This window comes from Kitasatospora cathayae, from assembly GCF_027627435.1.
Lineage (GTDB): Bacteria > Actinomycetota > Actinomycetes > Streptomycetales > Streptomycetaceae > Kitasatospora > Kitasatospora cathayae.
Genome location: NZ_CP115450.1, coordinates 7,984,337 through 8,005,033 on the forward strand (window position 1 = coordinate 7,984,337; position 20,697 = coordinate 8,005,033).

A 20,697-nucleotide genomic window follows, 5' to 3' on the forward strand; every position below is an offset into this window, starting at 1 on the left:
CCACACGGTGGCGCGCCGCCGGGCGGGCCGCCGGTACGTGTCGGCACGCCCCGCCGGAGGCCGAGATGGCAGAGCGGATGGCCTTCCTCACCACCCCGCGCGCGGAGCGGGCGCGGCGGGACGCGCGGGAGCGGCTGGGGGACTGGCGGGAGGTGTACCGGCCCGGGGAACTGCTGCCGGTGGTGGGCGGGCAGGCGGCGCGGTGCATGGACTGCGGACTGCCGTTCTGCCACGCGGCCTGCCCGCTGGGGAACCTGGTGCCGGAGTGGAACCGGCTGGCGGCGGACGGGGACTGGCGGGCCGCGGCCGCCAGGCTGCTGGCGACCAACAACTTCCCGGAGTTCACCGGGCGGCTCTGCCCGGCGCCCTGCGAGAGCGCCTGTGTGCTGGCGATCGACGGCGCGGCGGTGACGATCAAGAACGTGGAGCTGGCGATCGCCGACCGGGCCTGGGAGGAGGGCTGGGACGCGCCGCTGCCACCCTCCCCGCTGGGCGGGGGAAGGCGGGTGGCGGTGATCGGCTCGGGCCCCGCCGGGCTGGCCGCCGCCCAGCAGCTGACCCGGGCCGGGCACGCGACCACGGTCTACGAGCGGGCCGACCGGGCGGGCGGGCTGCTGCGCTACGGGATCCCGCCGTTCCGGCTGGAGAAGCACCGGCTGGACCGGCGGCTCGACCAACTGCGGGCCGAGGGAACGGAGTTCCGTACCGGGGTGTGGGCGGGGCGGGACGTCACGGGCGAGCGGTTGCGGACCGACTACGACGCGGTGGTGGTCGCGGTGGGGGCCACCGCCCACCGGGAACCGGCCGTACCCGGGGGCGGACTGGCCGGGGTGCATCCGGCGATGGAGTACCTGACCTGGGCGAACCGGGTGGACGAGGGGGACCGCGCGACCTCGCCGCTGTCCGCCGAGGGGCGACGGGTGGTGATCGTCGGCGGCGGGGACACCGCGGCCGACTGCCTGGGTACGGCGCTGCGCCAGGGCGCGGCCTCGGTCACCCAGCTGGACATCAACCCCTGCCCGCCGCAGCGCCGGGCGCCGGGGCAGCCCTGGCCGGTCCACCCCAAGGTGTACCGGGAGACCACCTCGCACGAGGAGTCGGGGGCGGTGGCGGACGGGGCGGTGGCGGGCGGGGCGGATCGGTCGGAGGCCGGGCTGGGGTCGTCGGTGGCCGGACCGGGCTCCGCGGTGGCGGGTGGTGGCCGGGTGTTCGAGGCGGTGACGGTCGGGTTCGAGCCGGGGCCGGACGGGCGGCTGGCGGCCGTCCGCTTCGCCGAGGCCGCGCCCGGCGACCGTAGCGCCCGGGCGGGCACCGAGCGGGTGCTCCCGGCGCAGCTGGCGCTGCTCGCGCTGGGCTTCACCGGGCCGGAGCCGGACCAGCCGCTGTTCGCCCAACTCGGCCTGGGCCTCGGGCCGGAGGGCACGCTGGAGCGGGACGACGGCTTCGGCACCGCCGTCGACGGGGTGTTCGTCGCCGGGGACGCCGGGCGGGGCCAGTCGCTGATCGTCTGGGCGATCGCCGAGGGCCGGGCGGTGGCCGCGGCGGTGGACGCCTACCTTCGCGGACGGACCGAACTCCCGGCGCCGGTACGGGCGTCGGCGCGGGCGCTCACGCTGTGAAGGCGTGGGCGTCCGCGCCGGACGGTCCGGGGCTCGCGATCAGCCGGGGTTGGTGATCGGCTTGGGCTCGCGATCGGTCGAGGTCGGTGATCGGTGGGGGCTCGCGATCAGCCGAGGTTGGTGATCAGCCGAGGCCGAGGACCGAGAGCGCGGTGGTCCAGTCGTTGACGATGGCCTGCTGGGCGGGCACCAGGCCGACCTGGTGGTTGCAGACGGCGCGGTAGAGCTTGTACTCCACGGTGTCCTTGTCGGTGGAGGACAGGCCGCTCGCGCCGGTGGCGTAACGCGGCTGGGGCCAGAGGTTGTTCGGGTCGGTGGGGTTGCCGCCGAGCGACAGCGGGATGAAGTGGTCCTCCTCGTAGTCCGCCGTGCTGGTGTCGTCGTAGCCGTACTGGGCGATCTGCTGGACCTTCAGGCGGTTGGTGTAGGTGCTGGACGGGCGGATCGAGGTGCTGTAGCCCGAGACGCAGATGGTGGAGTCGATGGTGTCCTGGGTGACGTCCGGGTTGGTGGCGCCGGGGGTGCAGGCCGGGTCGGGCAGCGGCAGGTAGGCCTGCGAGCAGGTCGCGTCGAGGGCGGTGCGGGTGTGCGCGGCGGTGGTGGGGGCGGCGTGCGCGGTGCCGGCGGTCGCGAGGGCGGCCGCGGCGAGCACCACGGTGGCGACGGCGGGGGCGATGCGGTGGGCACGAAGCATGTGGGGAGCTCCCTGTCACGGGCCCGGCACGGGACGCCGGGCGGTGTGTGTCCATGCCATCACCGGCGTGTCTATGCGGGTAGACCGGGAATGGTGAATATTTGACAAAACGTCAGTCAACGTGGCCGCGGCAAGATTTCGCTTGACGCGGACCCGGCGGACCCGGCGGACCCGGCGGACCCGGCGGACCCGGCCGACCCGGCGGGCCGGGCGTCAGGGCGTTGAGGTCGGCGAGGGAGTCGTCGGGCGAGGACGTCGGCGGCCTTGTCGGTGTCGCCCGGGACGAGGGTGCCGTCCTCGGAGGTGAACACCACGGTGGTGCCGCGGGCGTCGGGGTGCGGGTCGTACGAGGCGCCGGCGGTCTGCGAGCCGTCGGCGGCCACGCTGACCCGCTCGGTGCGGCCGGTCCACACCGCCGGGCCGCGTCGACGGTGGCGCCTGGTGGCGTCGCGGGCTGGTGACGTCGAACTGCCAGGCGCCGGCTCGTGGGTGAGCCGATCGTCGGGTGGGGCGGGTGGTCAACGGTGGTTCGTGTAGAACGGTGGATCCACGTCACGGGGCGGACGTGCGGGCGGGTGTCCCGTCGGATCGGCCGGAGCGGAACCTTGCTAGCATCCCGCGACAACATGCCTGATGAGAGGTCGTGCGGGATGGATTCGGGCGGGCGGACGGAGCCGTTGGAGCTCCGCTTCACACCCACGGCCGGCGACTTCCGGGCGGCCTTCGCGGCCCGTGCCCGGGGGACGGTGGCGGGGCGCGGTGCCCGGAGGTGGACGAATCTGCTCGCCGGGTGTGCCACGTTCACCGGGGCAGGTGGGGCGCTGACCGCGGCGGCCAACGGCGTGGCCCGGCCGCCGGCCGTGCTGATGTTCTTCTTCGCGCTGCTGGTGCTGGCGCGGCCCTGGCTACGGGCGTGGCAGGCGCGGCGGCTCGCGGCGGACAAGGGTGAGTTCCGGGTCCTGGTGGACGAGGCGGGGGTGACCGTCACCAATGCGGTGTCCAGTACCGTGCTCGACTGGCGGGAGCTGCCGTACTACCTGGAGACGCCCGAGCAGTTCGTGCTGCTCGGCGGGAACGAGCAGACGCACACGTTGACCGTGCTGCCCAAGCGCGGCACGGACGAGCCGGGTCGGCTCGGTGAGCTGATCGCCTGGCGCTCCTCGGCGCTTCCGCAGGGCTGAGCGGCGGTCACCGGGCGGTCACGGGGTGGGTTCCGGGGTCGCCTCCGGGGCCGCCTCCGCGGCCGTTCCCGGCTGGTGCGCGCGCTGGTCGTAGCGCCAGAGCGCTGGGAGGGCGGCGGCCAGGACGGCGCTGCCGCCCAGGCAGAGCAGACCGCCGGTGCGCAGCGCGGCCCGGATGCCCTGGCGGGCGGCGAGGCCGCCGGCCCGCAGGTCGCCGAGGGCCGGTCCGGCGGAGCCGATCAGCAGCTCCAGGCCGGCGGCGCGGCCGCGGAGTTCGTCCGGAATGGACTGGTTCCAGATGGCGCTGCGGAAGGTGTCGCCGATCCAGTGGGCGCCGCCGGCGATGCCCAGGCAGAGCAGCACCGCCCACAGGCCCGGGGCGAAGGCGGCCGCGGTGGTGGCCGCGCCGACCAGGGCGGCGGAGAGCAGCACCAGCCGCCCGTGCCGGTGCACCCGCTCCGTCCAGCCGCCGGTGGCGGCCGCGATCAGGCTGCCGGCGGCGGACGCCGAGTAGAGCAGGCCGAGGGCCCAGGGCGCCGCCAACTCCTCGGCCAGGAACGGGAACAGCGCGGTGGGCAGGGCGAAGGCGGTGGCGGCGAGGTCGGCCAGGTAGGTGCCCAGTAGGTCGGGCCGCCGCGCCGCGTACCGGGCGCCCTCGGCGAACTCGCGCAGCGGCGGTGCTTCGGCGTCCCGCTCCGAGGGGACGGGCCGGACCCGGGCGAGCAGGGCGATCGACAGCAGGAAGGTGCCGAGGTCGACCAGGTACGCGGCCGGGACGCCGGCGGTCGCGATCAGCAGTCCGGCGGCGGCGGGCGCGGCGACGCCGCCGATGCTCCAGCGCAGGGAGAGCAGCGCTCCGGCCGCGACCAGCTGATCCGGCGGCACCAGGCGCGGGACCATCGCCTCGAGCGAGGGCTGCTGGAGGCCCTGGACCGCCGCGGCCAGGCCGGCGGCGAGGTAGAGCGGCCAGACGGCGGGGGTGCCGAGCAGGGCGTTGGCCAGCAGCAGGGCGCTGAGCACGGTGAGCGCCAGCTCGGTGGCCAGGGCGACGGCACGGCGGTCGGCGCGGTCGGCGAGCACGCCGCCGTAGAGGCCGAACAGGACGGTGGGCACGAGTTCGACCGCGCCGACGGCGCCCACGGCGAGCGGCGAGCCGGTGAGGTCGGCGATCTGCAGCGGGATCGCCGTCATGGTGAAGATCGAGCCGAGCAGGGTGACCGTGCCGGAGGCCCAGGTGAGCCGGAAGTCCCGGGAGGAGCGCCAGGGCGCGGTGTCGGGCAGCAGGCGGGAGCGGGAGCGGGGGCGGTCCGTGCCAGAGGTCATGAGGGTCCTTGATCGACGGTTCCTTATCACTGATAAAGTACGGGTCGGAACTTAGCGGCGATAAGGTGGGCCCCGCAAGCGGATTATCGGGAGGCCGATCGGATGGCGCTGCAACGCGACGAGGTGGTGCGCACCGCGCTGCGCGTGCTCAACGAGGAGGGCATCGACGGGCTCAGCACCCGGCGGCTCGCCCGGGAGCTCGGCGTGCAGTCACCGGCGCTCTACTGGCACTTCAAGAACAAGCGGGAACTGCTCGACCTGATGGCCGAGGCGATGCTCGCCGACGCCCTCCCGTCCGACCGCGAGCCCGACCCGGCGCACTGGCCCGAGTGGATCGCCGCCGACGCCCGCGCCAAGCGCAACGCCCTGCTCGCCTACCGCGACGGTGCCCGGGTGCACGCCGGCACCCTGCCCACCGAAGACGAACTCCCGGCCGTCGAAGCCCAGTTGAGCGCACTGTGCCGGGCCGGACTGCGTCCGCGCACCGCGCTGCGGCTGCTGCTGACCGTCGACCGGTACATCATGGGCTGGGTCACCGAGGAGCAGGCCTGGCGACAGGACGCCGCGGAGCGCACCCGTCCACCGTTCCCGGACGAGGCCCTGCGCGACCTGCCGCTGCTGAGCGAGGCGGCCGACGTGCTGCGGATGACCGACCACGACGCCGACTTCGACTACGGGCTGCGGGTGCTGATCGAGGGCTTCCGGGCGGAGATCGCGCGGGAGGCGGGCGAGCGCCCGGCCCGAAGCTCGGTTTGAACGGGGATGGGCTAGCGTGAGCGCCATGGTCACCCTTGATCCCCGCAGCACGGCCCTGGTCCTGATCGACCTGATGGACCGGATCGTCGCCAACCAGCTCGCGCCGCACACCGGTCCGGAGGTCGTGACGGCCTCGCTGAAGCTCGCCGAGGCCTTCCGCGCCGCCGGCGCCCCCGTCATCGCGGTGCGGGTCGAGCGGCCGGGCGTCGCCGAGCAGCCGCCCGGCAGCGAGCTGGTGGCGGAGGTCGAGGCGGTGGCCGACGAGGTCGTGGTGAAGCGCACCATCGGCGCCTTCCAGGGCACCGGTCTGCACGAACTGCTCCAAGGCCGGGGCGTGGAGACGCTGGTGTTCACCGGGATCGCCACCAACCTGGGCGTGGAGTCGAGCGCCCGTGCGGCCGCCGATCGCGGCTACCAGCTGGTGTTCGTCGAGGACGCGATGACCGGGCTGACCGAGGCGGAGCACCGGGCGTCGGTGGAACTGGACTTCCCGCGGCTGGGGGACGTCGCGGCGGCGGCGCAGCTGCGGTTGGGCTAGCTGTATTGACCCGCAGGGTTGTTGACGCGGCTGATTCGGGGGTTGTCCTCCGAGTGCGGTGTGGCAGCGATGGTAGTTGTAGCGGTGGAGGAAGTCGGGCAGCGCTTCGGCTCGTTCCTGGTTGCTGGTGTAGGGGCGCTGGTAGGCCCACTCGTCGAGCAGGGTGCGGTTGAAGCGTTCGACCTTGCCGTTGGTCTGCGGGCGGTAGGGGCGGGTGCGCTTGTGGGCGATGCCCGATGCCCGCAGGGTGTCGCGCCACAGGTGCGACTTGTAGCAGGAACCGTTGTCGGTCAGGACGCGTTCGACGGTGATGCCCAGGCTGGCGAAGAAGTCCTGGGCCCGCTGCCAGAACCCGACCGCGGTCTCCTTGCGTTCGTCGGGAAGGATCTCGCTGTAGGCCAGGCGGGTGTGGTCGTCGACGGCGGTGTGGATGTGGCTGTAGCCGATCTTCGGTGTCCCGCTCGGGGTCCGCAGGCCGGTGGTGGCGTGGCGGTTGCTCTCGCCGGCCTGGCGGTCCATGACGCGGTGGCCGCCGCCGTCGGGGATGTTGCCGAGCTTCTTGATGTCGACGTGGACCAGTTCGCCGGGGCGCTCGCGTTCGTACCGGCGGATGACCTGTCCGGTGGGCCGGTCCATCCACCGCAGCCGGTTCAGGCCGTGCCGGGTGAGGATCCGGTGAACCGTGGAGGCGGGCAGGCCGATGATCGGCCCGATCCGGGCGGGGCCTAGCTTGCGCTCCCGTCGCAGGTCGCAGATCCGGGCCTCGATCGCGTCCGGGGTGCGGTGCGGGGTGGTGTGCGGCCTGCTGGGGCGGTCGTGCAGGCCTGCCTCGCCCTCCGCGCGCCACCGTCGGACCCACTTGTGTGCGGTGGTGCGGGAGATTCCCATCTCGGCAGCCACGTGCGCGACCGGCCGTCCCGCTCGGACGCGCTCGACGAGGAGCCGCCTGCCGTGCACGGTCAGGCGGGCGTTACGGTGGGACACGAAGACCTCCGGTGCGGTGCAGTCCTAGACAGCTCCACCACACCGGAGGTCTTCACTTTTGATCAAGCCCTGCCACTGTCAACAACGCTCGTGGTCAATACAGCTAGCGGCTCGGCCCGTCCGCCTCCCGGTTCAGTTCCTCGGCAGTTCCAGGGCGTCGCGCAGCCGTCCGGCCGAGGCGCTGAGGAGTCGGGCGGCGGTGGGCGCGTCCACGTCCGCGAGCAGGACCAGGATGGCGTCCTTCGTCCGGCCGTCGGTGGCGGTGAGGGCGCGGCGGACCGCGTCCTCGTCGGCGCCGGTGGCCTCGGCGACGATCCGGCGGGCGCGGTCGCGGAGCTTGGTGTTGGTGGCTCGCAGATCGACCATCAGATTTCCGTACGTCCGGCCGAGACGGACCATCACGGCCGTGGACAGCAGGTTGAGCACCAGCTTCTGCGCGGTGCCCGCCTTCAGCCGGGTGGAGCCGGCCAGCACCTCCGGGCCGACCTCCACCTCGATCCCCAGTTCGGCCGCCGCCACCAGGGCCGAACCCCGGTTGCACGCCAGCCCGACCGTCAGCGCCCCGGCCGCCCGCGCGGCGCGGACGGCGGCCAGCGGGTACGGGGTGCGGCCGGAGGCGGAGACGCCCACCAGGGTGTCGGCCGGGGTGAGGCCGAGCGCGGCGACATCCGCCTCGGCGAGGTCGGTGCGGTCCTCGGCGCCCTCGACGGCCTCCGTCACGGCCGTCCGGCCGCCCGCGACCAAGCCGACCACCAGGGCTGGATCGGTGCCGAAGGTCGGCGGGCACTCGGCGGCGTCCAGCACCCCGAGCCGTCCGGCCGTGCCCGCTCCGGCGTAGACCAGCCGCCCGCCGCGCGCCATCCGGGCGGCCACGGCGTCGACCACGGCGGCGATCCGCGCCAACTCGCCGGCGACGGCAGCGGGGACGGTGCGGTCCTCGGCGTTCATCAGGCGAAGCAGGTCGACGGTGGGCAGCCGGTCGATCCCGGCCCAGTCGGCGCGGACCGTCTCGGTGGGGGGTACGGCGTCCTGGGTCATCTCGGCCTCGGGTGGTCCGGGGGTGCCAACGGCTGGTCCCCGTGATCCTAGGGCTGGTCCCCATCCTACGGGCGCTGCCCGTCGTCTTTGAGACGATCCGTCAGGCCATCGTCAGGCCATCCAGAAGAAGACGGCCGTCATCCGGCGCTCCGCCAGGTCGGTGCCGTAGTAGTTCGTGGCGCTGTGGATCAGGTTGGCGTGGTAGAGGAGCAGCTGGTTGTAGCGGTTCGGGACGCGGACGTCCTCGGTGAAGTGGTCGGCGGGGACGTGGCGGGTGCCGAGCGCCTCGACCAGGTTGTTGTGCGGGGCGTTGACCAGGTTGCCGCCGAGGCGGCCGCCGGGGAACTGCTGGCGGTAGAAGCTGGTGCCGGCGTCCTTGGGGGCGCCCGGGCTGAGGTAGAGCACGGCGGCGTAGCGGCAGAGCGCGCGGGAGTCGGTGTGGGGGCGGGACTCCGACTCCCCGGCGCCGACGACCTGGACGCAGTTGTGGTTGAGCGTGCCGCCGCCCGGGGTGCTCTGCACCCAGAGCCGGGAGGCGCCGGTGGCCTTGCGGACCTGGGCCTCGACCCGCGCCAGCTCGTCCGGTTCCAGGCCGGGCATGGTGCGAAGACCGGGCCAGGTCTCGGGGCGGTACGGGTAGCCCTCGGTCCAGTCGCCGCGGGCCAGGACGCGTTCGCGGACCGCGTCCGGGTCGGGCAGGACGTTGTCGAGGACCCAGTAGTCCCGGCCGCGGGTGGGCTTGCGGTAGGGCAGGACCGGCAGGGCGGTGGGCCTGATGGGCTGTGAGGGCATGGGCCGACCATAGGGGCGTCCCGCGTCAACGATCTGCCGTGAACAGGTCAACCTTTCGTCAAGTGCCGCGTAGCGGGGGCAGCTCCGGGCGCTATCGGCGGATGCGGCGGAAGACGGTCGTGAGGATGAGGACGGTGAGCGCCAACAGGATCCCGGCCTCGACGAGTTGGATCGGCACGAGGTGGGCGGAGGGGTGGTACTGGAGCCAGCTTCCGGTGGCCGCGTCGCACCGGTGCGTGCCGATGCAGGCGTAGGAACTGATGTGGCTGCCGTCGGGCATGATGGCTTCGCGGTTGGTCAACCAGGCGTTGGTGGGTTGCGCGGCGTCCGACGGGGCCGCCTCGTCGACAGTGGGGTAGAAGGACGGGCGGGCCCAGCGGATCAGCCCGTGGGTGATCGCGACCAGTGCGCCGGTGAGGAACATCGCCGGCAGGGTCCGGCGGGTCAACTGGCCGACGAGGACGCCCAGGGCCAGCGCGAACAGGGACCAGGCGACCGGCGCCACCCCGAGGGCCGGGTAGGTGAAGGACTGGAACGGCGGATCGAAGGCGACCGGCCCGTGCACGATGTCCGTCCACCACACCCAGCTCATCAGCGCGGCGAGCACCCCGGTGGCGGCCAGAACGGCGAGCCCGGGCACGGCGAGGCGGGCGGCCAGCCAGCGCACGGGGCTGACGGACTGCGCGCGGATCAGGCGGATCGTGCCGCGCTCGTGCTCCTGGGCCAGCAGCGGCGCGCCGATGAACACGCCGATCAGCAGCGGGACCGCGGTGACCGCGGGTTGGAGTACGGAGACGTACCAGAAGTTGGGCCGGTTGATCGGGGCGAGGAGCGTCCAGCACTGGGGGCTGTCCCAGCTCGCGGGGCTGTAGCAGCCCGTCCGGCGCAGCACGCCCACGGTGTGGTGGCAGACGGCGTGGATCCAGATCAGGTCGGCCGCCACCAGGATCAGCAGCGCGGCCAGCGTTCGGAGCAGCGCCCGGTTCTGGCGGAGCGACAGCCAGAGCAGCCCGCGCAGCCGGGGGGTGGCGGAGCGTTCCGGGCTCATCGGCCTGGGGGCGGGCTTCGCCTGGTCGGTCAGGACGTTGGTGCTCATGCCGCCTTCTCGTCGTTGGCCGGGGTGGTGCTCGGGCGGGTGCTGCTCGCTCGGGTGGTGTCCTGCTGGGTGTCGTCCGGTTGGGGATCGGTCGGTCGGGTGGCGTTCGGTCGGGGATCGTCTGGTGTGCGGAGGTAGCAGAGCAACAGTTCGTCCAGGCTGGGCCGTTCGCTCTCCCAGGGGCCGTCCAGCGGATCCCCGGTGCGGACCAGGGTGGTCGCCCGGCGCCCGCCGATCCGCTGTTCGACCACCAGGTCGGCCGGGAGCGGGGCGCCCTCGGCGGGTCCGGTGAGCAGCTGGTGTCCGTCCAGGATGTCGTCCAGGCCGCCGGCCAGCCGGATCCGTCCGCCCTGGACGAGCAGCAGGTGGTCGATGACGCCGTCCAGTTCGGGCAGGATGTGCGAGGACACCACGATGGACGTGCCCCGCTCGGCGGCGGCCGACATCAGGGTGCCCATGAGCTGGTGCCGGGCGAGCGGGTCGAGGTCGGCCATCGGCTCGTCGAGCAGCAGCAGGTCGGGGAGCTTGCCCAGGGCGAGTGCCAGGGAGACCCGGGTGCGCTGGCCGCCGGAGAGCGAGCCGATCCGAGACTTGGGTCGCAACTCGCCCTGGTCGACGATCTGTTGGGCCATCTCCTGGTCCCAGGTCGGATTGAGCTCGCGGCCCATCCGCAGCGTCTCGGCGACGGTGAGGCCCGGGTAGAGCGGCTTGTCCTGTGCCACGTAGGCAACCCGGGCGCGCTGGTCCGGTGTGGCCGCCGGTTCGCCGAACACCCGCAACTCTCCCTCGGTGGCATCGAGTTGGCGGGCGGCGAGGGAGAGTAGGGTGCTCTTGCCCGCGCCGTTGGGACCCACCACGCCGCAGATCCGTCCCGCCGGGACGGTGAAGTCGCAGCCGCGCAGCGCCCAGCCGCCCCGGTACTGCCTGCCGAGCCCGGCGGCCTCCAGCGCCGGAGCCATGCTCGTCGGGTCGTCGTTCACCCGGTTCCCCCCACTGTTCTCGGTTCGGTGTCGTCGTCGGTGTCGTCGGTGTCGTCGGTGTTGACCGGAGGACGCCCCCGCTGTCCGTCGGTTCGGTGCCGCCGGGGAGACCCCCGGCGCCCGTCAGTTCGGTGCTGCCGGGGGGACTCCGGTGTCGAAGCGCTGCTCCAATACGGAGGTCATCAGCGCGGCGATGTCTTCGCGTTCCAGCCCGGCCTCCCGGGCCCGGTCCACCCAGCCGACCAGGTCCGCACGCAGCGGCCCGTCGGCCGCCGCCTCCGGCCGGGCGAGCGAGCGCCGGACGAAGGTGCCCAGCCCCGGGCGGGGCTCGACCAGTCCCTCGCGTTCCAGTTCGCGGTACGCCTTCAGCACGGTGTTGGGGTTGATCGCGGTCAGCTCGACCACCTCACGGGCGGTCGGCAGCTTGTCCCCGGGCTGCAGCATCCCGAGCCGCAGCGCCTGCTTGGTCTGCTGCACGATCTGCTGGTACGTGGAGACGCCGCTGCGCCGATCGATGCGGTACTCGATCACACCCGTTGCGGCCTTTCACTAGTTCAATAGTGGAATGGTGACCCACTGCGACGCGCGGGTCAAGCCGGACGGGGGCTGGAGGGGCGGTGGGTTTCCTGGCCAGGGCGCCTGGTCGGAGCTTTGGTGAGAGTGCTTTGGTCGGAGCGCTTGGTCAGGGCGCATGGTCAGGGCGCATGGTCAGGGACGTTTGAGCAGGAGCAGTCCGTCGTGGTCGACCAGCCGCTGGTAGCCGTGGTTCTGGTAGGCCGCCAGCATGCGGGCGGTGGCGGTGGTGGCAAGGCCACCTGCGGGGGCGGCGCGGCGCACGGCATCGACCAGGGTGGCGAAGACGATCGGCATCAGCACCGCGCTGTAGTCGTAACTGGCGCCCCAGTGCTGCAGGTTGGTCGAGAGCAGTCGCCAGGTCATGGTGGGCGCGCAGAGCAGGATGAGTGGTGAGCGCAGGCCGAGGAAGCCGGTGGTGGTGGCGAGTAGGGGCAGCAGCAGCCACTTCAGCGGCGGCCAGCCGAGCCGCAGGGGTAGGGCCCAGAGCGGGGAGTGCCCGCTGCCGCCGTCGAGCTGCTGCCAGTAGTCGAATCCGCCGCTGGGGTTGAACCCGGCAGCACGACGAGCAGGGTGAGCGTGGTCGCGGCCACGCCGACGGCGGCGAGGGCGAGTCCGGGCAGGGGAGTGCGCTGGTCCTGCCGGGCCTGCCAGGCGATCAGCAGTCCGACGGCGGCCACCGTCAGCCCCAGGTACTCCTTGACCAGGAGCAGGGGCAGGGACCAGAGTGCGGCGGCGAGTGGTCGGCGGCGGCCGAGCACGGTGGCGGCGAAGGCGAGCAGTGGTACGGCGAACGCGATCTCGTGGAAGTCGTCGGCCGCGGCCCGGACGATCCCCCAGGAGGCCTCGGTGGCGCAGCCGACGTTCGAGCGGGCGTCAAAGCCGGTCCGGCGGTGCCGACCGGGCCTTTGGCGTGCTCGTTTCGGGCCGTGGGGCGGGCGGTTTCGGGGGTATGGGGCGGGGGCGGGGTGTGGTGCCCGTTCGCGGCTTGTGGGGCACCCGCCGGCTCGGGCGGTGGCTTAGCTCTCGCGGACGGCGTAGGAGCCGAGGGCACCCTCCAATCGGTCGAAGGCCTGGGCGGCGGAGGGGCGTACCGCGGCGGCGATGGCGGCCTGCTCCTCGCCGGCCAGGGTGCGGCGGAAGACTTCGGCGAACACCGCCCGGTCGACGGCGGCGAGCAGGGCGGCGGCGACCCGGCTCTCGAAGTCGACGTCCTGGGAATCGTCCGGAGCGGCGCGCACGGCCTCGGACAGCGCTTCGGCGAGTGCGGTCTCGCTCTGCTCGTGCAGCTCGCGCAGCCGGGCGCCGAGGGCGGGGCTCTCGGCGACGGTGCGGGCGAAGTCCGGGCCGGAGAAGCCGAGTCGCGGATCGTGCCGGTCCAGTCCGGTCAGGCAGTCGCGGCGCAGCGCGGCGAGGGCGGACTCGCCGGGGGCGCGCTCGGCGACGGCGCGCGGGAGTCGGGCGACGAGCTCCTCGTGCAGGTCGAAGAAGAGGTCCTCCTTGCGTGGGAAGTGGTTGGTGACGGTCATCTTGGCGACCCCGGCGGCGGCCGCCACCTCGGCGATCGTCGTCCGGTCGAAGCCGCGCTCGATGAAGAGCCTGGTCGCGGCGTGCGAGATCGCCTCGCGGGTGCGGCGCTTGTTGAGCTCGCGCAGGTTCGGAGTGGTGCCGGTGTCGGTCATGGTGCGAGCCTAGCGCAGTTCGCTGGGTCGAGCACAGAAATTATGCTTGACCTAATCACTGGGTCGGTCCTAAGTTCTTTCCGGGTGGTCGGAACGGCCGCCGTGAGGGACGACTCAGGGGAGGGCGCACGACCATGTCGGTCACCACGAAGAGCAGGTCGGGAGCGGCGCGAGCGGCGCGGCCGGAGCCCTTGCCACCGGGCCTGCTGAAGATGGGCGTGGTGCTCGCGCTGGGCCCGATCCTGGCCCTGCTGGACACCACGATCGTCAACGTCGGCATCGACTCCGTCGCCCGCGATCTGCACAGCTCGATGGCGGCGGTGCAGTGGGTGGCCACGGGGTACCTGCTGGCGATTTCGCTGACCATGCCGCTCTCGGGCTGGGCCGCCGGCCGGTTCGGGGCCCGGCGGGCGTGGCTCGGCTCGGTCGTGCTGTTCGTGCTCGGATCCGCACTGTGCGGACTGGCCTGGTCGACGGGCAGTCTGATCGTCTTCCGGGTGCTGCAGGGCATCGGCGGCGGCCTGATCCAGCCGCTCGGGCAGACGATCATGGTGCAGGCGGCCGGGCCGTCCCGGATCGGCCGGGTGATGGGCACCCTGCTGCTCCCGATCAGCCTGGCCCCGGTCCTGGGGCCGATCCTCGGCGGGCTGGTGCTGGAGCACCTGAACTGGCGCTGGATGTTCCTGCTGAACGTGCCGGTGGGGCTCCTGACGGTGCTGTTGGCGGCCCGCTGGCTCCCGGCCGAGGCCCGGTCCGAACTCCCGAGGCCCCGGCTGGACGTGACCGGCCTGGTGCTGCTGTCGCCCGGCCTGACCGCACTGGTCTACGGGCTCTCCACGGTCGGTGAGGGCGGTGCGGCCGGCCCGGTGGCGGTCGGGGCGGGGGCAGTGCTGCTGGCGGCCTATGGGTGGCACGCGCTGCGGGTGGGGCGCCGCGGGGGCCGGGTTCCGCTGATCGACCTGCGGCTGTTCGCCCGGCGGGGCTTCGCGGTGGCGACGGCGAACAGCTTCCTGCAGGGAGCCGTGCTGTACAGCTCGATGTTCCTGGTGCCGCTCTACTACCAGCAGGTGGAGCGCACCGGAGCGGTGGCGGCCGGGCTGCTGCTCGCGCCCCAGGCGCTCGGCACGGCGGTCACCTCGCTGCTGTCCAGCCGAATAGCCGACCGCTTCGCGCCGCGCCCGCTGATCCTGGTCGGCATCGGCTGCTCGCTGCTCGGCACCTTCGCCTTCACCCAGCTGGGTCGCGGTTCCGGCCCGGCCGACTGGCTGGTCGTCGGCTCGCTGGTGCTGCGCGGGGCGGGCATGGGGATCATCGTGATCCCCGGGATGGCGGCGGTGTACGGGAGCGTCGAGAAGGGCCAGGTGCCGGCGGCCGCCGGTGCGGTCAACGTCCTCAATCGGCTGGGCGGTGCGCTCGGTACGGCGGTGTTGACGCTGATCCTCCGGCAGGCCCAGGCGGGGCACCCGGGCCATCCCGGCGCGGCCTTCGGCGCGACCTTCTGGTGGGTGCTGGCCCTGTCGGCGCTCTCGATCGCACCGGCCCTGCTCTACCCGGGCTCCGCCCGTACCGCGGACTGACCGGCCGCCGGTCCGTGATCATCCATCAGCTCTCCGCCCGGCCGCCCCCCGCCCTGATCCGTTTCGACCTGGAGGTACCCGTGTTCACCAAGCACTCCGGCGGCCTGCGGCTGCTCACCGTCCACGCCCACCCCGACGACGAATCCAGCAAGGGCGCGGCCACCCTCGCCCGGTACGCGGCCGAGGGAGTGGACGTCCTGGTCGCGACCTGTACCGGTGGCGAACGCGGTTCGGTGCTCAACCCGGCGCTGGACCGGCCCGAGGTCCGCGCCGGCCTCGCCCGGATCCGGCGGGAGGAGATGGCCGCCGCGCGTGAAATCCTCGGTGTGCGGCAGCAGTTCCTCGGCTTCGTCGACTCCGGGATGCCGGGCCCGGACGAACCGCTGCCGGAGGGCTGCTTCGCCGCCCAGCCGGTGGAGGTCGCGGCGGCACCGCTGGTCGCGCTGATCCGGGAGTTCCGTCCGCACGTCGTGATCACCTACGACGAGACGGGCGGGTATCCGCACCCGGACCACGTGATGACCCACAAGGTCGCCGTCGAGGCCTTCGAGGCCGCCGCCGACCCGAAGCGTCATCCCGAGGCGGGCGAGCCCTGGCAGGCGGCGAAGCTCTACTACCACCTGGCGCTCTCCCGGGCCTGGTTCCAGACGCTGCACGACGCCATGACGGAGCGCGGAGTCCCCTCGGCGATGGGGGACCTGCTCGCCGACTGGCCCGACACCCCGCCCGCTCTCGCGACCACCACCCGGATCGCCTGCGCCGAGCAGTTCGCCGTACGGGACGCGGCGATGCTGGCCCACGCCACTCAGGTCCAGCCCGGCGTCGCGTTCATGGCCCACCCACGGGACATCGAGCGCGAGGTCTGGCCGACGGAGGAGTACCACCTGGCGCAGAGCTTCGTGCCCGGCCCCGGTCCCGGCAGCCCGGCCGGTGTGGTCGAGAACGACCTGTTCACGGGGGTGTGGGTGTAGGAAGGGACTTGAGCCGGGCGTTCGAACCGGGCAGGTTGATCTCATGACGAACCCGCAGACTGCCCCCGACGAGCAGAAGCCCCCGACCGGTCAGGAGCCGCGCCTCCGTACCCACGGCTGGACGTCAGGTCCGCCGATCTCCGAGTTCCCGCACCTCACCGGAGAGGAGATCCTGCTGGAATGGATCGCCGGGCGGATCCCCGAGCCCTCGATCTGCAGCACCATGGGCTTCCACCTCACCGAGGTGAAGGCCGGAACGGCGGTGTTCGAGGGGGAGGTGGGGGACCACCTCTTCAACCCGATGAACACCGTGCACGGCGGGTACCTGGCCACCCTGCTCGACTCGGCGCTCGGCTGTGCCGTGCTGAGCAGGTTGCCGGCCGGGGTCGGGTACACCACCACCCAACTGAACGTCCACATGCTGCGCCCGCTCTTCGCCGACTCGGAGCTGCTGCGCTGTGAGGGCGTGGTGCTGCACGTGGGGCGGACGATGGCGACGGCGGAGGCCAGGGTGGTCGGCGCGGAGAGCGGCAAGCTCTACGCGCACGCCACCACCACCTGCGCGATCCTGAGGCCCCGCCCGGCGGCCTGACCGTACCGCTTTGAGGCTCGGACAGCCGCTGCCGCTGCTTCGGCAAGTGCGCGGGCCCCGGCTGCCGAGGCAGCCGGGGCCCGACCCGAAGACCCGCGTGATCAGGGCGCCGGGACGCTCAGAGCGCCGCCAGCACCCCGCAGAGCGCAAGAAGGCCGCAGATCCCGAAGTTGACCAGCTTGTGCGAGAGGAAGATCGCTGCGAACTCGCGGATGGTCGCGCTCGGCCAGTAGTACCGGGCGGTGGGCGAGCCGAAGACGTGTCCGTTGACGCCCGTCTTGCGGGCGATCAGCGCGGCCCGGAAGGCGTGGAAGTTGTTGGTCACCACGACGCAGCGGTAGTCGGGCTTGGCCCGCTCCATGATGGCCCTGCTGAAGAGCAGGTTCTCCTCGGTGGTGCGCGAGCGGTCCTCCCGCTCGATGCGCTCGGCCGGGAAGCCGCGTTCGATCAGGTAATCGGCCATCGCGTCGGACTCCGGCAGCTTCTCGTCCGGGCCCTGGCCGCCCGAGGTGATCAGCACCGGTGGGTTGCCGCGCGCGGCCTGCTGCTCGTACACCTCGCGGCCCCGGTTGAGCCGGCTGGCCAGCAGCGGCGGGACACGCTCGCCGCCGATCAGGCCGGACCCGAGGACGACCACGAAGTCCACGTCCCGGCGCGGCCGGTGGCGACCGTACAGGAAGGCGTAGCCGACGAAGCAGACGAACAGGAAGGAGATGTAGCCGACCACCAGGACGGCGGTGCCCGCCAGGATGGCGAGCCGCGGTGAGCGGGTGGCGAGGGCGGCGAACAGCAGCGCGATGACCGCGATGATGCCCAGCCCGGCGAGCAGGGAGAGCAGGTTGGCCGGGCGTCGGCCCTCCTTGCGGATCATGGTCACGCCGTTGGCGAGCAGGAACCAGACCAGGGCCACCGTTCCGACGGTCGGCAGCAGGACGATCGCCACCGCCGCGAGCTCCGCCACCAGCGTGGGCGCCCTGCGGAGTTCGGCGAGCAGGGCGAGGGCTAGCTGTATTGACCCGCAGGGTTGTTGACGCGGCTGATCGGGGGTTGTCCTCCGAGTGCGGTGTGGCAGCGATGGTAGTTGTAGCGGTGGAGGAAGTCGGGCAGCGCTTCGGCTCGTTCCTGGTTGCTGGTGTAGGGGCGCTGGTAGGCCCACTCGTCGAGCAGGGTGCGGTTGAAGCGTTCGACCTTGCCGTTGGTCTGCGGGCGGTAGGGGCGGGTGCGCTTGTGGGCGATGCCCGATGCCCGCAGGGTGTCGCGCCACAGGTGCGACTTGTAGCAGGAACCGTTGTCGGTCAGGACGCGTTCGACGGTGATGCCCAGGCTGGCGAAGAAGTCCTGGGCCCGCTGCCAGAACCCGACCGCGGTCTCCTTGCGTTCGTCGGGAAGGATCTCGCTGTAGGCCAGGCGGGTGTGGTCGTCGACGGCGGTGTGGATGTGGCTGTAGCCGATCTTCGGTGTCCCGCTCGGGGTCCGCAGGCCGGTGGTGGCGTGGCGGTTGCTCTCGCCGGCCTGGCGGTCCATGACGCGGTGGCCGCCGCCGTCGGGGATGTTGCCGAGCTTCTTGATGTCGACGTGGACCAGTTCGCCGGGGCGCTCGCGTTCGTACCGGCGGATGACCTGTCCGGTGGGCCGGTCCATCCACCGCAGCCGGTTCAGGCCGTGCCGGGTGAGGATCCGGTGAACCGTGGAGGCGGGCAGGCCGATGATCGGCCCGATCCGGGCGGGGCCTAGCTTGCGCTCCCGTCGCAGGTCGCAGATCCGGGCCTCGATCGCGTCCGGGGTGCGGTGCGGGGTGGTGTGCGGCCTGCTGGGGCGGTCGTGCAGGCCTGCCTCGCCCTCCGCGCGCCACCGTCGGACCCACTTGTGTGCGGTGGTGCGGGAGATTCCCATCTCGGCAGCCACGTGCGCGACCGGCCGTCCCGCTCGGACGCGCTCGACGAGGAGCCGCCTGCCGTGCACGGTCAGGCGGGCGTTACGGTGGGACACGAAGACCTCCGGTGCGGTGCGGTCCTAGACAGCTCCACCACACCGGAGGTCTTCACTTTTGATCAAGCCCTGCCACTGTCAACAACGCTCGTGGTCAATACAGCTAGCAGCGAGACGGCGATGCCGAGCAGGACGGCGTTGCTGAACCGACGGCGGTCGCGCAGCACCCCGATCCCACACAGCAGGAAGAACAGGGCAGCCGGGGCATAAGCGAGCATGGGTCGTATCGTAGGGGCAGCGGACTTGAAGATCATCTGTACGAACGGCCCGGTCGCCCCAAGGGCATTGGTTCCTCAGGCGAAGCGTTCGACGGCGGCGAGGAGGGCCTCCGTCATCTTCGGACTGCCGGTGTGCCCGGCTTCGTCGATCACCGTCAGCCGTGCGTCCGGCCAGGCCTTGGCCAGTTGCCAGGCGGTGTCGAGCGGTCCGCCGAGGTCGAGCCGACCGTGGATCAGTTCGCCCGGGATCCCCGCCAGTCGCCCGGCGTCGCGCAGCAGTTGGCCGTCCTCGAGGAAGGCCTGGTGCGAGAAGTAGTGCGCGGTGATCCGGGTGAAGGCCATCAGGGCGTCGGCGGGGCGGTCGGAGTAGGCGTTCGGCTTGCCCAGCACCTCGTGCGAGATGACCGCGTCCTCCCAGGTGGCCCAGGCCCGGGCAGCAGCCCGACGGACGCTCTCCTCCGGGCTGTTGAGCTGCCGGCTGTAGGCGGCGAGCAGGCCGGACACGTCGCCGTCCCAGTCGGCCGCGGGGAGGAAGTCGCGGAACTCCTCCCACGGGCCCGGCAGGAAACGACCGACGCCCTGGTAGAGCCATTCGGTCTCCTCCGGGCGGGTCATGGTCACCCCGCAGATCACGATCGCGGAGACCCGTTCGGGGTGGGCCTGGGCGTAGGCCAGGATCAGCGTGGATCCCCAGGAGCCGCCGTACAGCAGCCACTTGTCGATGCCCAGGTGCTCGCGCAGCCGCTCCAGGTCGGCGACCAGGTGTGCGGTGGTGTTGTGTTCCAGCCCGGTCGACGGGTCGGCGGCGTGCGGCAGGCTGCGCCCGCAGCCGCGCTGGTCGTACTGGACGACGCGGTAGCGCTGCGGGTCGAAGTACCGCCGTGAGCCCGGGTTGTGGCCCGAGCCCGGCCCGCCGTGAACCACCACGGCGGGCTTTCCGGCCGGGTCACCGGAGGTGTTCCAGTGGATCCGCTGCCCGTCGCCGACGTCCAACAGGCCCTGCGCGTACGGCTCGTCGTGGTGGTAGGGCTGCTTGGACACCGGTAACTCCTCCATGGACGTTCGGACGGGGCGCCGGGTGAGCTTACCCGCCGTCAGATCCGCGGGTGGAGCACCTGGGCCAGGACGAAGGCGGCCGCCAGCGAACCCGTGGTGAGGGCGAGGAGCCCGAAGCCGCCGACGACTTCGAGCACCAGTCCGCCGAGGCGGCCCGCCGACGTGCGGGCGGGCGCCGCCGAGCAGCCCGACCTGGCCGCCGGGGACGGGCGTCGGACCCCGGGTTGCTGCCCGACCGGCTCCTGTGTCGTTCGTAGCCGACCGCCGCGGTGATGCCGCAGGTCAGCGCCGCTCCGGCGGCAGCAGGGCGGCCAGGCCGTCGAGGACGCGGTTGAGGCAGAAGTCGAAGCGGGCGTCCATGTCCGGTCCGGTGAGGTGGTCGGCGAGCTGGGAGAGGTTGGGGTACTGGTCCGTGGGCAGGCCGCGGAAGAGGTCCCCGGCGGCGTCGGCGACGTCCCGGCGGCTGGTGCCGAGCACCTCGGCGGCCGAGATCGGTGACTGCTCCTGGAGTACGAAGCCCTGCACGAAGGCGCCCAGCAGGTAGCTGGCCATGGCCGTGTCGGCGTCGGAGAACCCGGCCGTGCGGAGCCGGTCGAGCTGGTCCTCCATCAGGTTGAGCAGGCACGGTCCCGGGGCGAGGCGGCCGGCCACGACCCTGGCGGCGTCGCGGTTGTCGAGCAGCAGCCGGCGGTAGCTGGCGGAGTACGCGTACAGCTCGGCCCGCCAGTCGTCCTGGCGCGGCGGGGGTTCGGCCGAGGCGAGGATCGCGTCGCTGAGCAGATCGAGCAGTTCCTGTTTGTTGCGGACGTGCCAGTACAGCGAGGCGGCCTTGACGCCGACCTCGGCGGCGACCTTGCGCATCGACAGTCCGTCCAGGCCGTCCCGCTCCAGCACGCGCAGCGCGGCCTGGGTGAGGGCCTCGCGGGTGAGGGCGGGGGTCGCGTCTTCGTTCTCCGGCATGGCTGTGCGGACGCCTCCAGCGGTCGGGCGGTTCTGTTCGGGTTCGGTTCGGGTTCGGTTCGGCGGACCGGTTCGGTG

Annotated in this window: 22 protein-coding genes and 1 pseudogene; 7 read left to right on the forward strand and 16 right to left on the reverse strand. The window is 72.7% G+C overall.

Translation table 11 applies throughout. The annotated features are described in order from the left end of the window. Positions 1-65: 65 nt before the first annotated feature. A complete protein-coding gene (locus tag O1G21_RS35655; RefSeq protein WP_270149619.1) occupies positions 66-1,619 on the forward strand; it encodes a glutamate synthase subunit beta in 1,554 nt (517 codons plus the stop codon). Between the two features lie 124 nt (positions 1,620-1,743). Here O1G21_RS35655 and O1G21_RS35660 read toward each other — a convergent pair whose 3' ends face one another. Then, entirely contained in the window at positions 1,744-2,313 is a 570-nt protein-coding gene (locus tag O1G21_RS35660) for a hypothetical protein (RefSeq protein WP_270149621.1), read from the reverse strand. A gap of 677 nt (positions 2,314-2,990) precedes the next feature. Between O1G21_RS35660 and O1G21_RS35665 the strand changes: the two genes are divergently transcribed. Then, entirely contained in the window at positions 2,991-3,494 is a 504-nt protein-coding gene (locus tag O1G21_RS35665; protein WP_270149622.1) for a hypothetical protein, read from the forward strand. Between the two features lie 18 nt (positions 3,495-3,512). On the opposite strand, the gene O1G21_RS35670 is transcribed toward O1G21_RS35665, so the two are convergent. Beyond that, the gene (locus tag O1G21_RS35670) at positions 3,513-4,817 is read right to left on the reverse strand and encodes an MFS transporter (protein ID WP_270149623.1); all 1,305 of its coding nucleotides are present in this window, start codon (positions 4,815-4,817) and stop codon (positions 3,513-3,515) included. A gap of 102 nt (positions 4,818-4,919) precedes the next feature. On the opposite strand from O1G21_RS35670, the gene O1G21_RS35675 reads away from it, so the two are divergent. Together O1G21_RS35675 and O1G21_RS35680 are read left to right on the forward strand one after the other, a co-directional pair. After that, on the forward strand, positions 4,920-5,573 hold the full coding sequence (locus O1G21_RS35675) for a TetR/AcrR family transcriptional regulator C-terminal domain-containing protein (protein WP_270149624.1): 654 nt from the start codon (positions 4,920-4,922) through the stop codon (positions 5,571-5,573). 25 nt (positions 5,574-5,598) lie between these two features. Continuing rightward, positions 5,599-6,111 carry an isochorismatase family protein gene (locus O1G21_RS35680; RefSeq protein ID WP_270149626.1) on the forward strand — a complete coding sequence of 171 codons (513 nt, stop codon included), beginning with the start codon at positions 5,599-5,601 and terminating at the stop codon, positions 6,109-6,111. Here the strand turns inward: O1G21_RS35680 and O1G21_RS35685 are convergent. The 9 genes and pseudogenes from O1G21_RS35685 to O1G21_RS35725 all read right to left on the reverse strand — a co-directional run bounded on the left by O1G21_RS35685 (position 6,108) and on the right by O1G21_RS35725 (position 13,256). Then, a pseudogene (locus O1G21_RS35685) lies at positions 6,108-7,095 on the reverse strand (IS481 family transposase). The gene O1G21_RS35680 and the pseudogene O1G21_RS35685 overlap by 4 nt on opposite strands. Positions 7,096-7,227: 132 nt before the next feature. Continuing rightward, on the reverse strand, positions 7,228-8,133 hold the full coding sequence (gene murQ, locus O1G21_RS35690) for an N-acetylmuramic acid 6-phosphate etherase (RefSeq protein WP_270149628.1): 906 nt from the start codon (positions 8,131-8,133) through the stop codon (positions 7,228-7,230). Between the two features lie 111 nt (positions 8,134-8,244). Next, positions 8,245-8,925: a DUF6445 family protein gene (locus tag O1G21_RS35695; RefSeq protein ID WP_270149629.1), complete on the reverse strand. Its 681-nt coding sequence runs from the start codon at positions 8,923-8,925 to the stop codon at positions 8,245-8,247. Between the two features lie 91 nt (positions 8,926-9,016). Beyond that, positions 9,017-10,021, reverse strand: coding sequence for an ABC transporter permease (locus O1G21_RS35700; protein ID WP_270149630.1), 1,005 nt, complete (start codon positions 10,019-10,021; stop codon positions 9,017-9,019). Beyond that, a complete protein-coding gene (locus O1G21_RS35705; RefSeq protein WP_270149632.1) occupies positions 10,018-11,001 on the reverse strand; it encodes an ABC transporter ATP-binding protein in 984 nt (327 codons plus the stop codon). Before O1G21_RS35705 ends, O1G21_RS35700 begins: the two co-directional genes overlap by 4 nt. A gap of 123 nt (positions 11,002-11,124) precedes the next feature. Then, complete coding sequence (locus O1G21_RS35710; protein ID WP_270149634.1) at positions 11,125-11,532, reverse strand: GntR family transcriptional regulator; 408 nt, start codon at positions 11,530-11,532, stop codon at positions 11,125-11,127. A 177-nt stretch (positions 11,533-11,709) separates the two neighbouring features. Continuing rightward, positions 11,710-11,940 carry a hypothetical protein gene (locus tag O1G21_RS35715; RefSeq protein ID WP_270149636.1) on the reverse strand — a complete coding sequence of 77 codons (231 nt, stop codon included), beginning with the start codon at positions 11,938-11,940 and terminating at the stop codon, positions 11,710-11,712. A gap of 83 nt (positions 11,941-12,023) precedes the next feature. Further along, entirely contained in the window at positions 12,024-12,407 is a 384-nt protein-coding gene (locus O1G21_RS35720; RefSeq protein WP_333493569.1) for a DUF2079 domain-containing protein, read from the reverse strand. Positions 12,408-12,593: 186 nt separating this feature from the next. Further along, positions 12,594-13,256, reverse strand: a complete 663-nt coding sequence (locus O1G21_RS35725; protein WP_270149638.1) for a TetR/AcrR family transcriptional regulator — start codon at positions 13,254-13,256, stop codon at positions 12,594-12,596. Positions 13,257-13,390: 134 nt separating this feature from the next. On the opposite strand from O1G21_RS35725, the gene O1G21_RS35730 reads away from it, so the two are divergent. From O1G21_RS35730 to O1G21_RS35740, 3 genes are all read left to right on the forward strand, one after another. Further along, entirely contained in the window at positions 13,391-14,833 is a 1,443-nt protein-coding gene (locus O1G21_RS35730) for an MDR family MFS transporter (protein WP_270149640.1), read from the forward strand. A gap of 104 nt (positions 14,834-14,937) precedes the next feature. After that, positions 14,938-15,804 carry a mycothiol conjugate amidase Mca gene (gene mca, locus O1G21_RS35735; protein WP_270151438.1) on the forward strand — a complete coding sequence of 289 codons (867 nt, stop codon included), beginning with the start codon at positions 14,938-14,940 and terminating at the stop codon, positions 15,802-15,804. Positions 15,805-15,847: 43 nt separating this feature from the next. After that, a complete protein-coding gene (locus O1G21_RS35740; protein WP_270149641.1) occupies positions 15,848-16,396 on the forward strand; it encodes a PaaI family thioesterase in 549 nt (182 codons plus the stop codon). 118 nt (positions 16,397-16,514) lie between these two features. Here the strand turns inward: O1G21_RS35740 and O1G21_RS35745 are convergent, their stop codons facing one another. From O1G21_RS35745 to O1G21_RS35765, 5 genes are all read right to left on the reverse strand, one after another. Beyond that, the gene (locus O1G21_RS35745) at positions 16,515-17,357 is read right to left on the reverse strand and encodes a YdcF family protein (protein WP_270149643.1); all 843 of its coding nucleotides are present in this window, start codon (positions 17,355-17,357) and stop codon (positions 16,515-16,517) included. A 41-nt stretch (positions 17,358-17,398) separates the two neighbouring features. Further along, entirely contained in the window at positions 17,399-18,385 is a 987-nt protein-coding gene (locus O1G21_RS35750) for an IS481 family transposase (RefSeq protein ID WP_270149644.1), read from the reverse strand. A 62-nt stretch (positions 18,386-18,447) separates the two neighbouring features. Then, the gene (locus tag O1G21_RS35755; RefSeq protein ID WP_405000758.1) at positions 18,448-18,603 is read right to left on the reverse strand and encodes a hypothetical protein; all 156 of its coding nucleotides are present in this window, start codon (positions 18,601-18,603) and stop codon (positions 18,448-18,450) included. A 75-nt stretch (positions 18,604-18,678) separates the two neighbouring features. Beyond that, positions 18,679-19,659 (reverse strand): prolyl aminopeptidase, encoded by a 981-nt coding sequence (gene pip / locus O1G21_RS35760; RefSeq protein WP_405000759.1) that lies wholly within the window; start codon positions 19,657-19,659, stop codon positions 18,679-18,681. Positions 19,660-19,941: 282 nt separating this feature from the next. Beyond that, positions 19,942-20,619, reverse strand: coding sequence for a TetR/AcrR family transcriptional regulator C-terminal domain-containing protein (locus O1G21_RS35765; protein WP_270149647.1), 678 nt, complete (start codon positions 20,617-20,619; stop codon positions 19,942-19,944). Between the last annotated feature and the right edge of the window lie 78 nt (positions 20,620-20,697).

Coding starts and splice junctions, on each gene's coding strand:
- O1G21_RS35655 (WP_270149619.1), top strand. CDS start 66: ATGGCAGAGCGGATGGCCTTCCTCACCACCCCGCGCGCGGAGCGGGCG.
- O1G21_RS35715 (WP_270149636.1), bottom strand. CDS start 11,940: ATGACCTGGCGACTGCTCTCGACCAACCTGCAGCACTGGGGCGCCAGT.
- O1G21_RS35725 (WP_270149638.1), bottom strand. CDS start 13,256: ATGACCGACACCGGCACCACTCCGAACCTGCGCGAGCTCAACAAGCGC.
- O1G21_RS35765 (WP_270149647.1), bottom strand. CDS start 20,619: ATGCCGGAGAACGAAGACGCGACCCCCGCCCTCACCCGCGAGGCCCTC.
- O1G21_RS35700 (WP_270149630.1), bottom strand. CDS start 10,021: ATGAGCACCAACGTCCTGACCGACCAGGCGAAGCCCGCCCCCAGGCCG.
- O1G21_RS35740 (WP_270149641.1), top strand. CDS start 15,848: ATGACGAACCCGCAGACTGCCCCCGACGAGCAGAAGCCCCCGACCGGT.
- O1G21_RS35730 (WP_270149640.1), top strand. CDS start 13,391: ATGTCGGTCACCACGAAGAGCAGGTCGGGAGCGGCGCGAGCGGCGCGG.
- pip (WP_405000759.1), bottom strand. CDS start 19,659: ATGGAGGAGTTACCGGTGTCCAAGCAGCCCTACCACCACGACGAGCCG.
- murQ (WP_270149628.1), bottom strand. CDS start 8,133: ATGACCCAGGACGCCGTACCCCCCACCGAGACGGTCCGCGCCGACTGG.
- O1G21_RS35695 (WP_270149629.1), bottom strand. CDS start 8,925: ATGCCCTCACAGCCCATCAGGCCCACCGCCCTGCCGGTCCTGCCCTAC.
- O1G21_RS35670 (WP_270149623.1), bottom strand. CDS start 4,817: ATGACCTCTGGCACGGACCGCCCCCGCTCCCGCTCCCGCCTGCTGCCC.
- O1G21_RS35680 (WP_270149626.1), top strand. CDS start 5,599: ATGGTCACCCTTGATCCCCGCAGCACGGCCCTGGTCCTGATCGACCTG.
- O1G21_RS35755 (WP_405000758.1), bottom strand. CDS start 18,603: ATGCTCGCTTATGCCCCGGCTGCCCTGTTCTTCCTGCTGTGTGGGATC.
- O1G21_RS35675 (WP_270149624.1), top strand. CDS start 4,920: ATGGCGCTGCAACGCGACGAGGTGGTGCGCACCGCGCTGCGCGTGCTC.
- O1G21_RS35660 (WP_270149621.1), bottom strand. CDS start 2,313: ATGCTTCGTGCCCACCGCATCGCCCCCGCCGTCGCCACCGTGGTGCTC.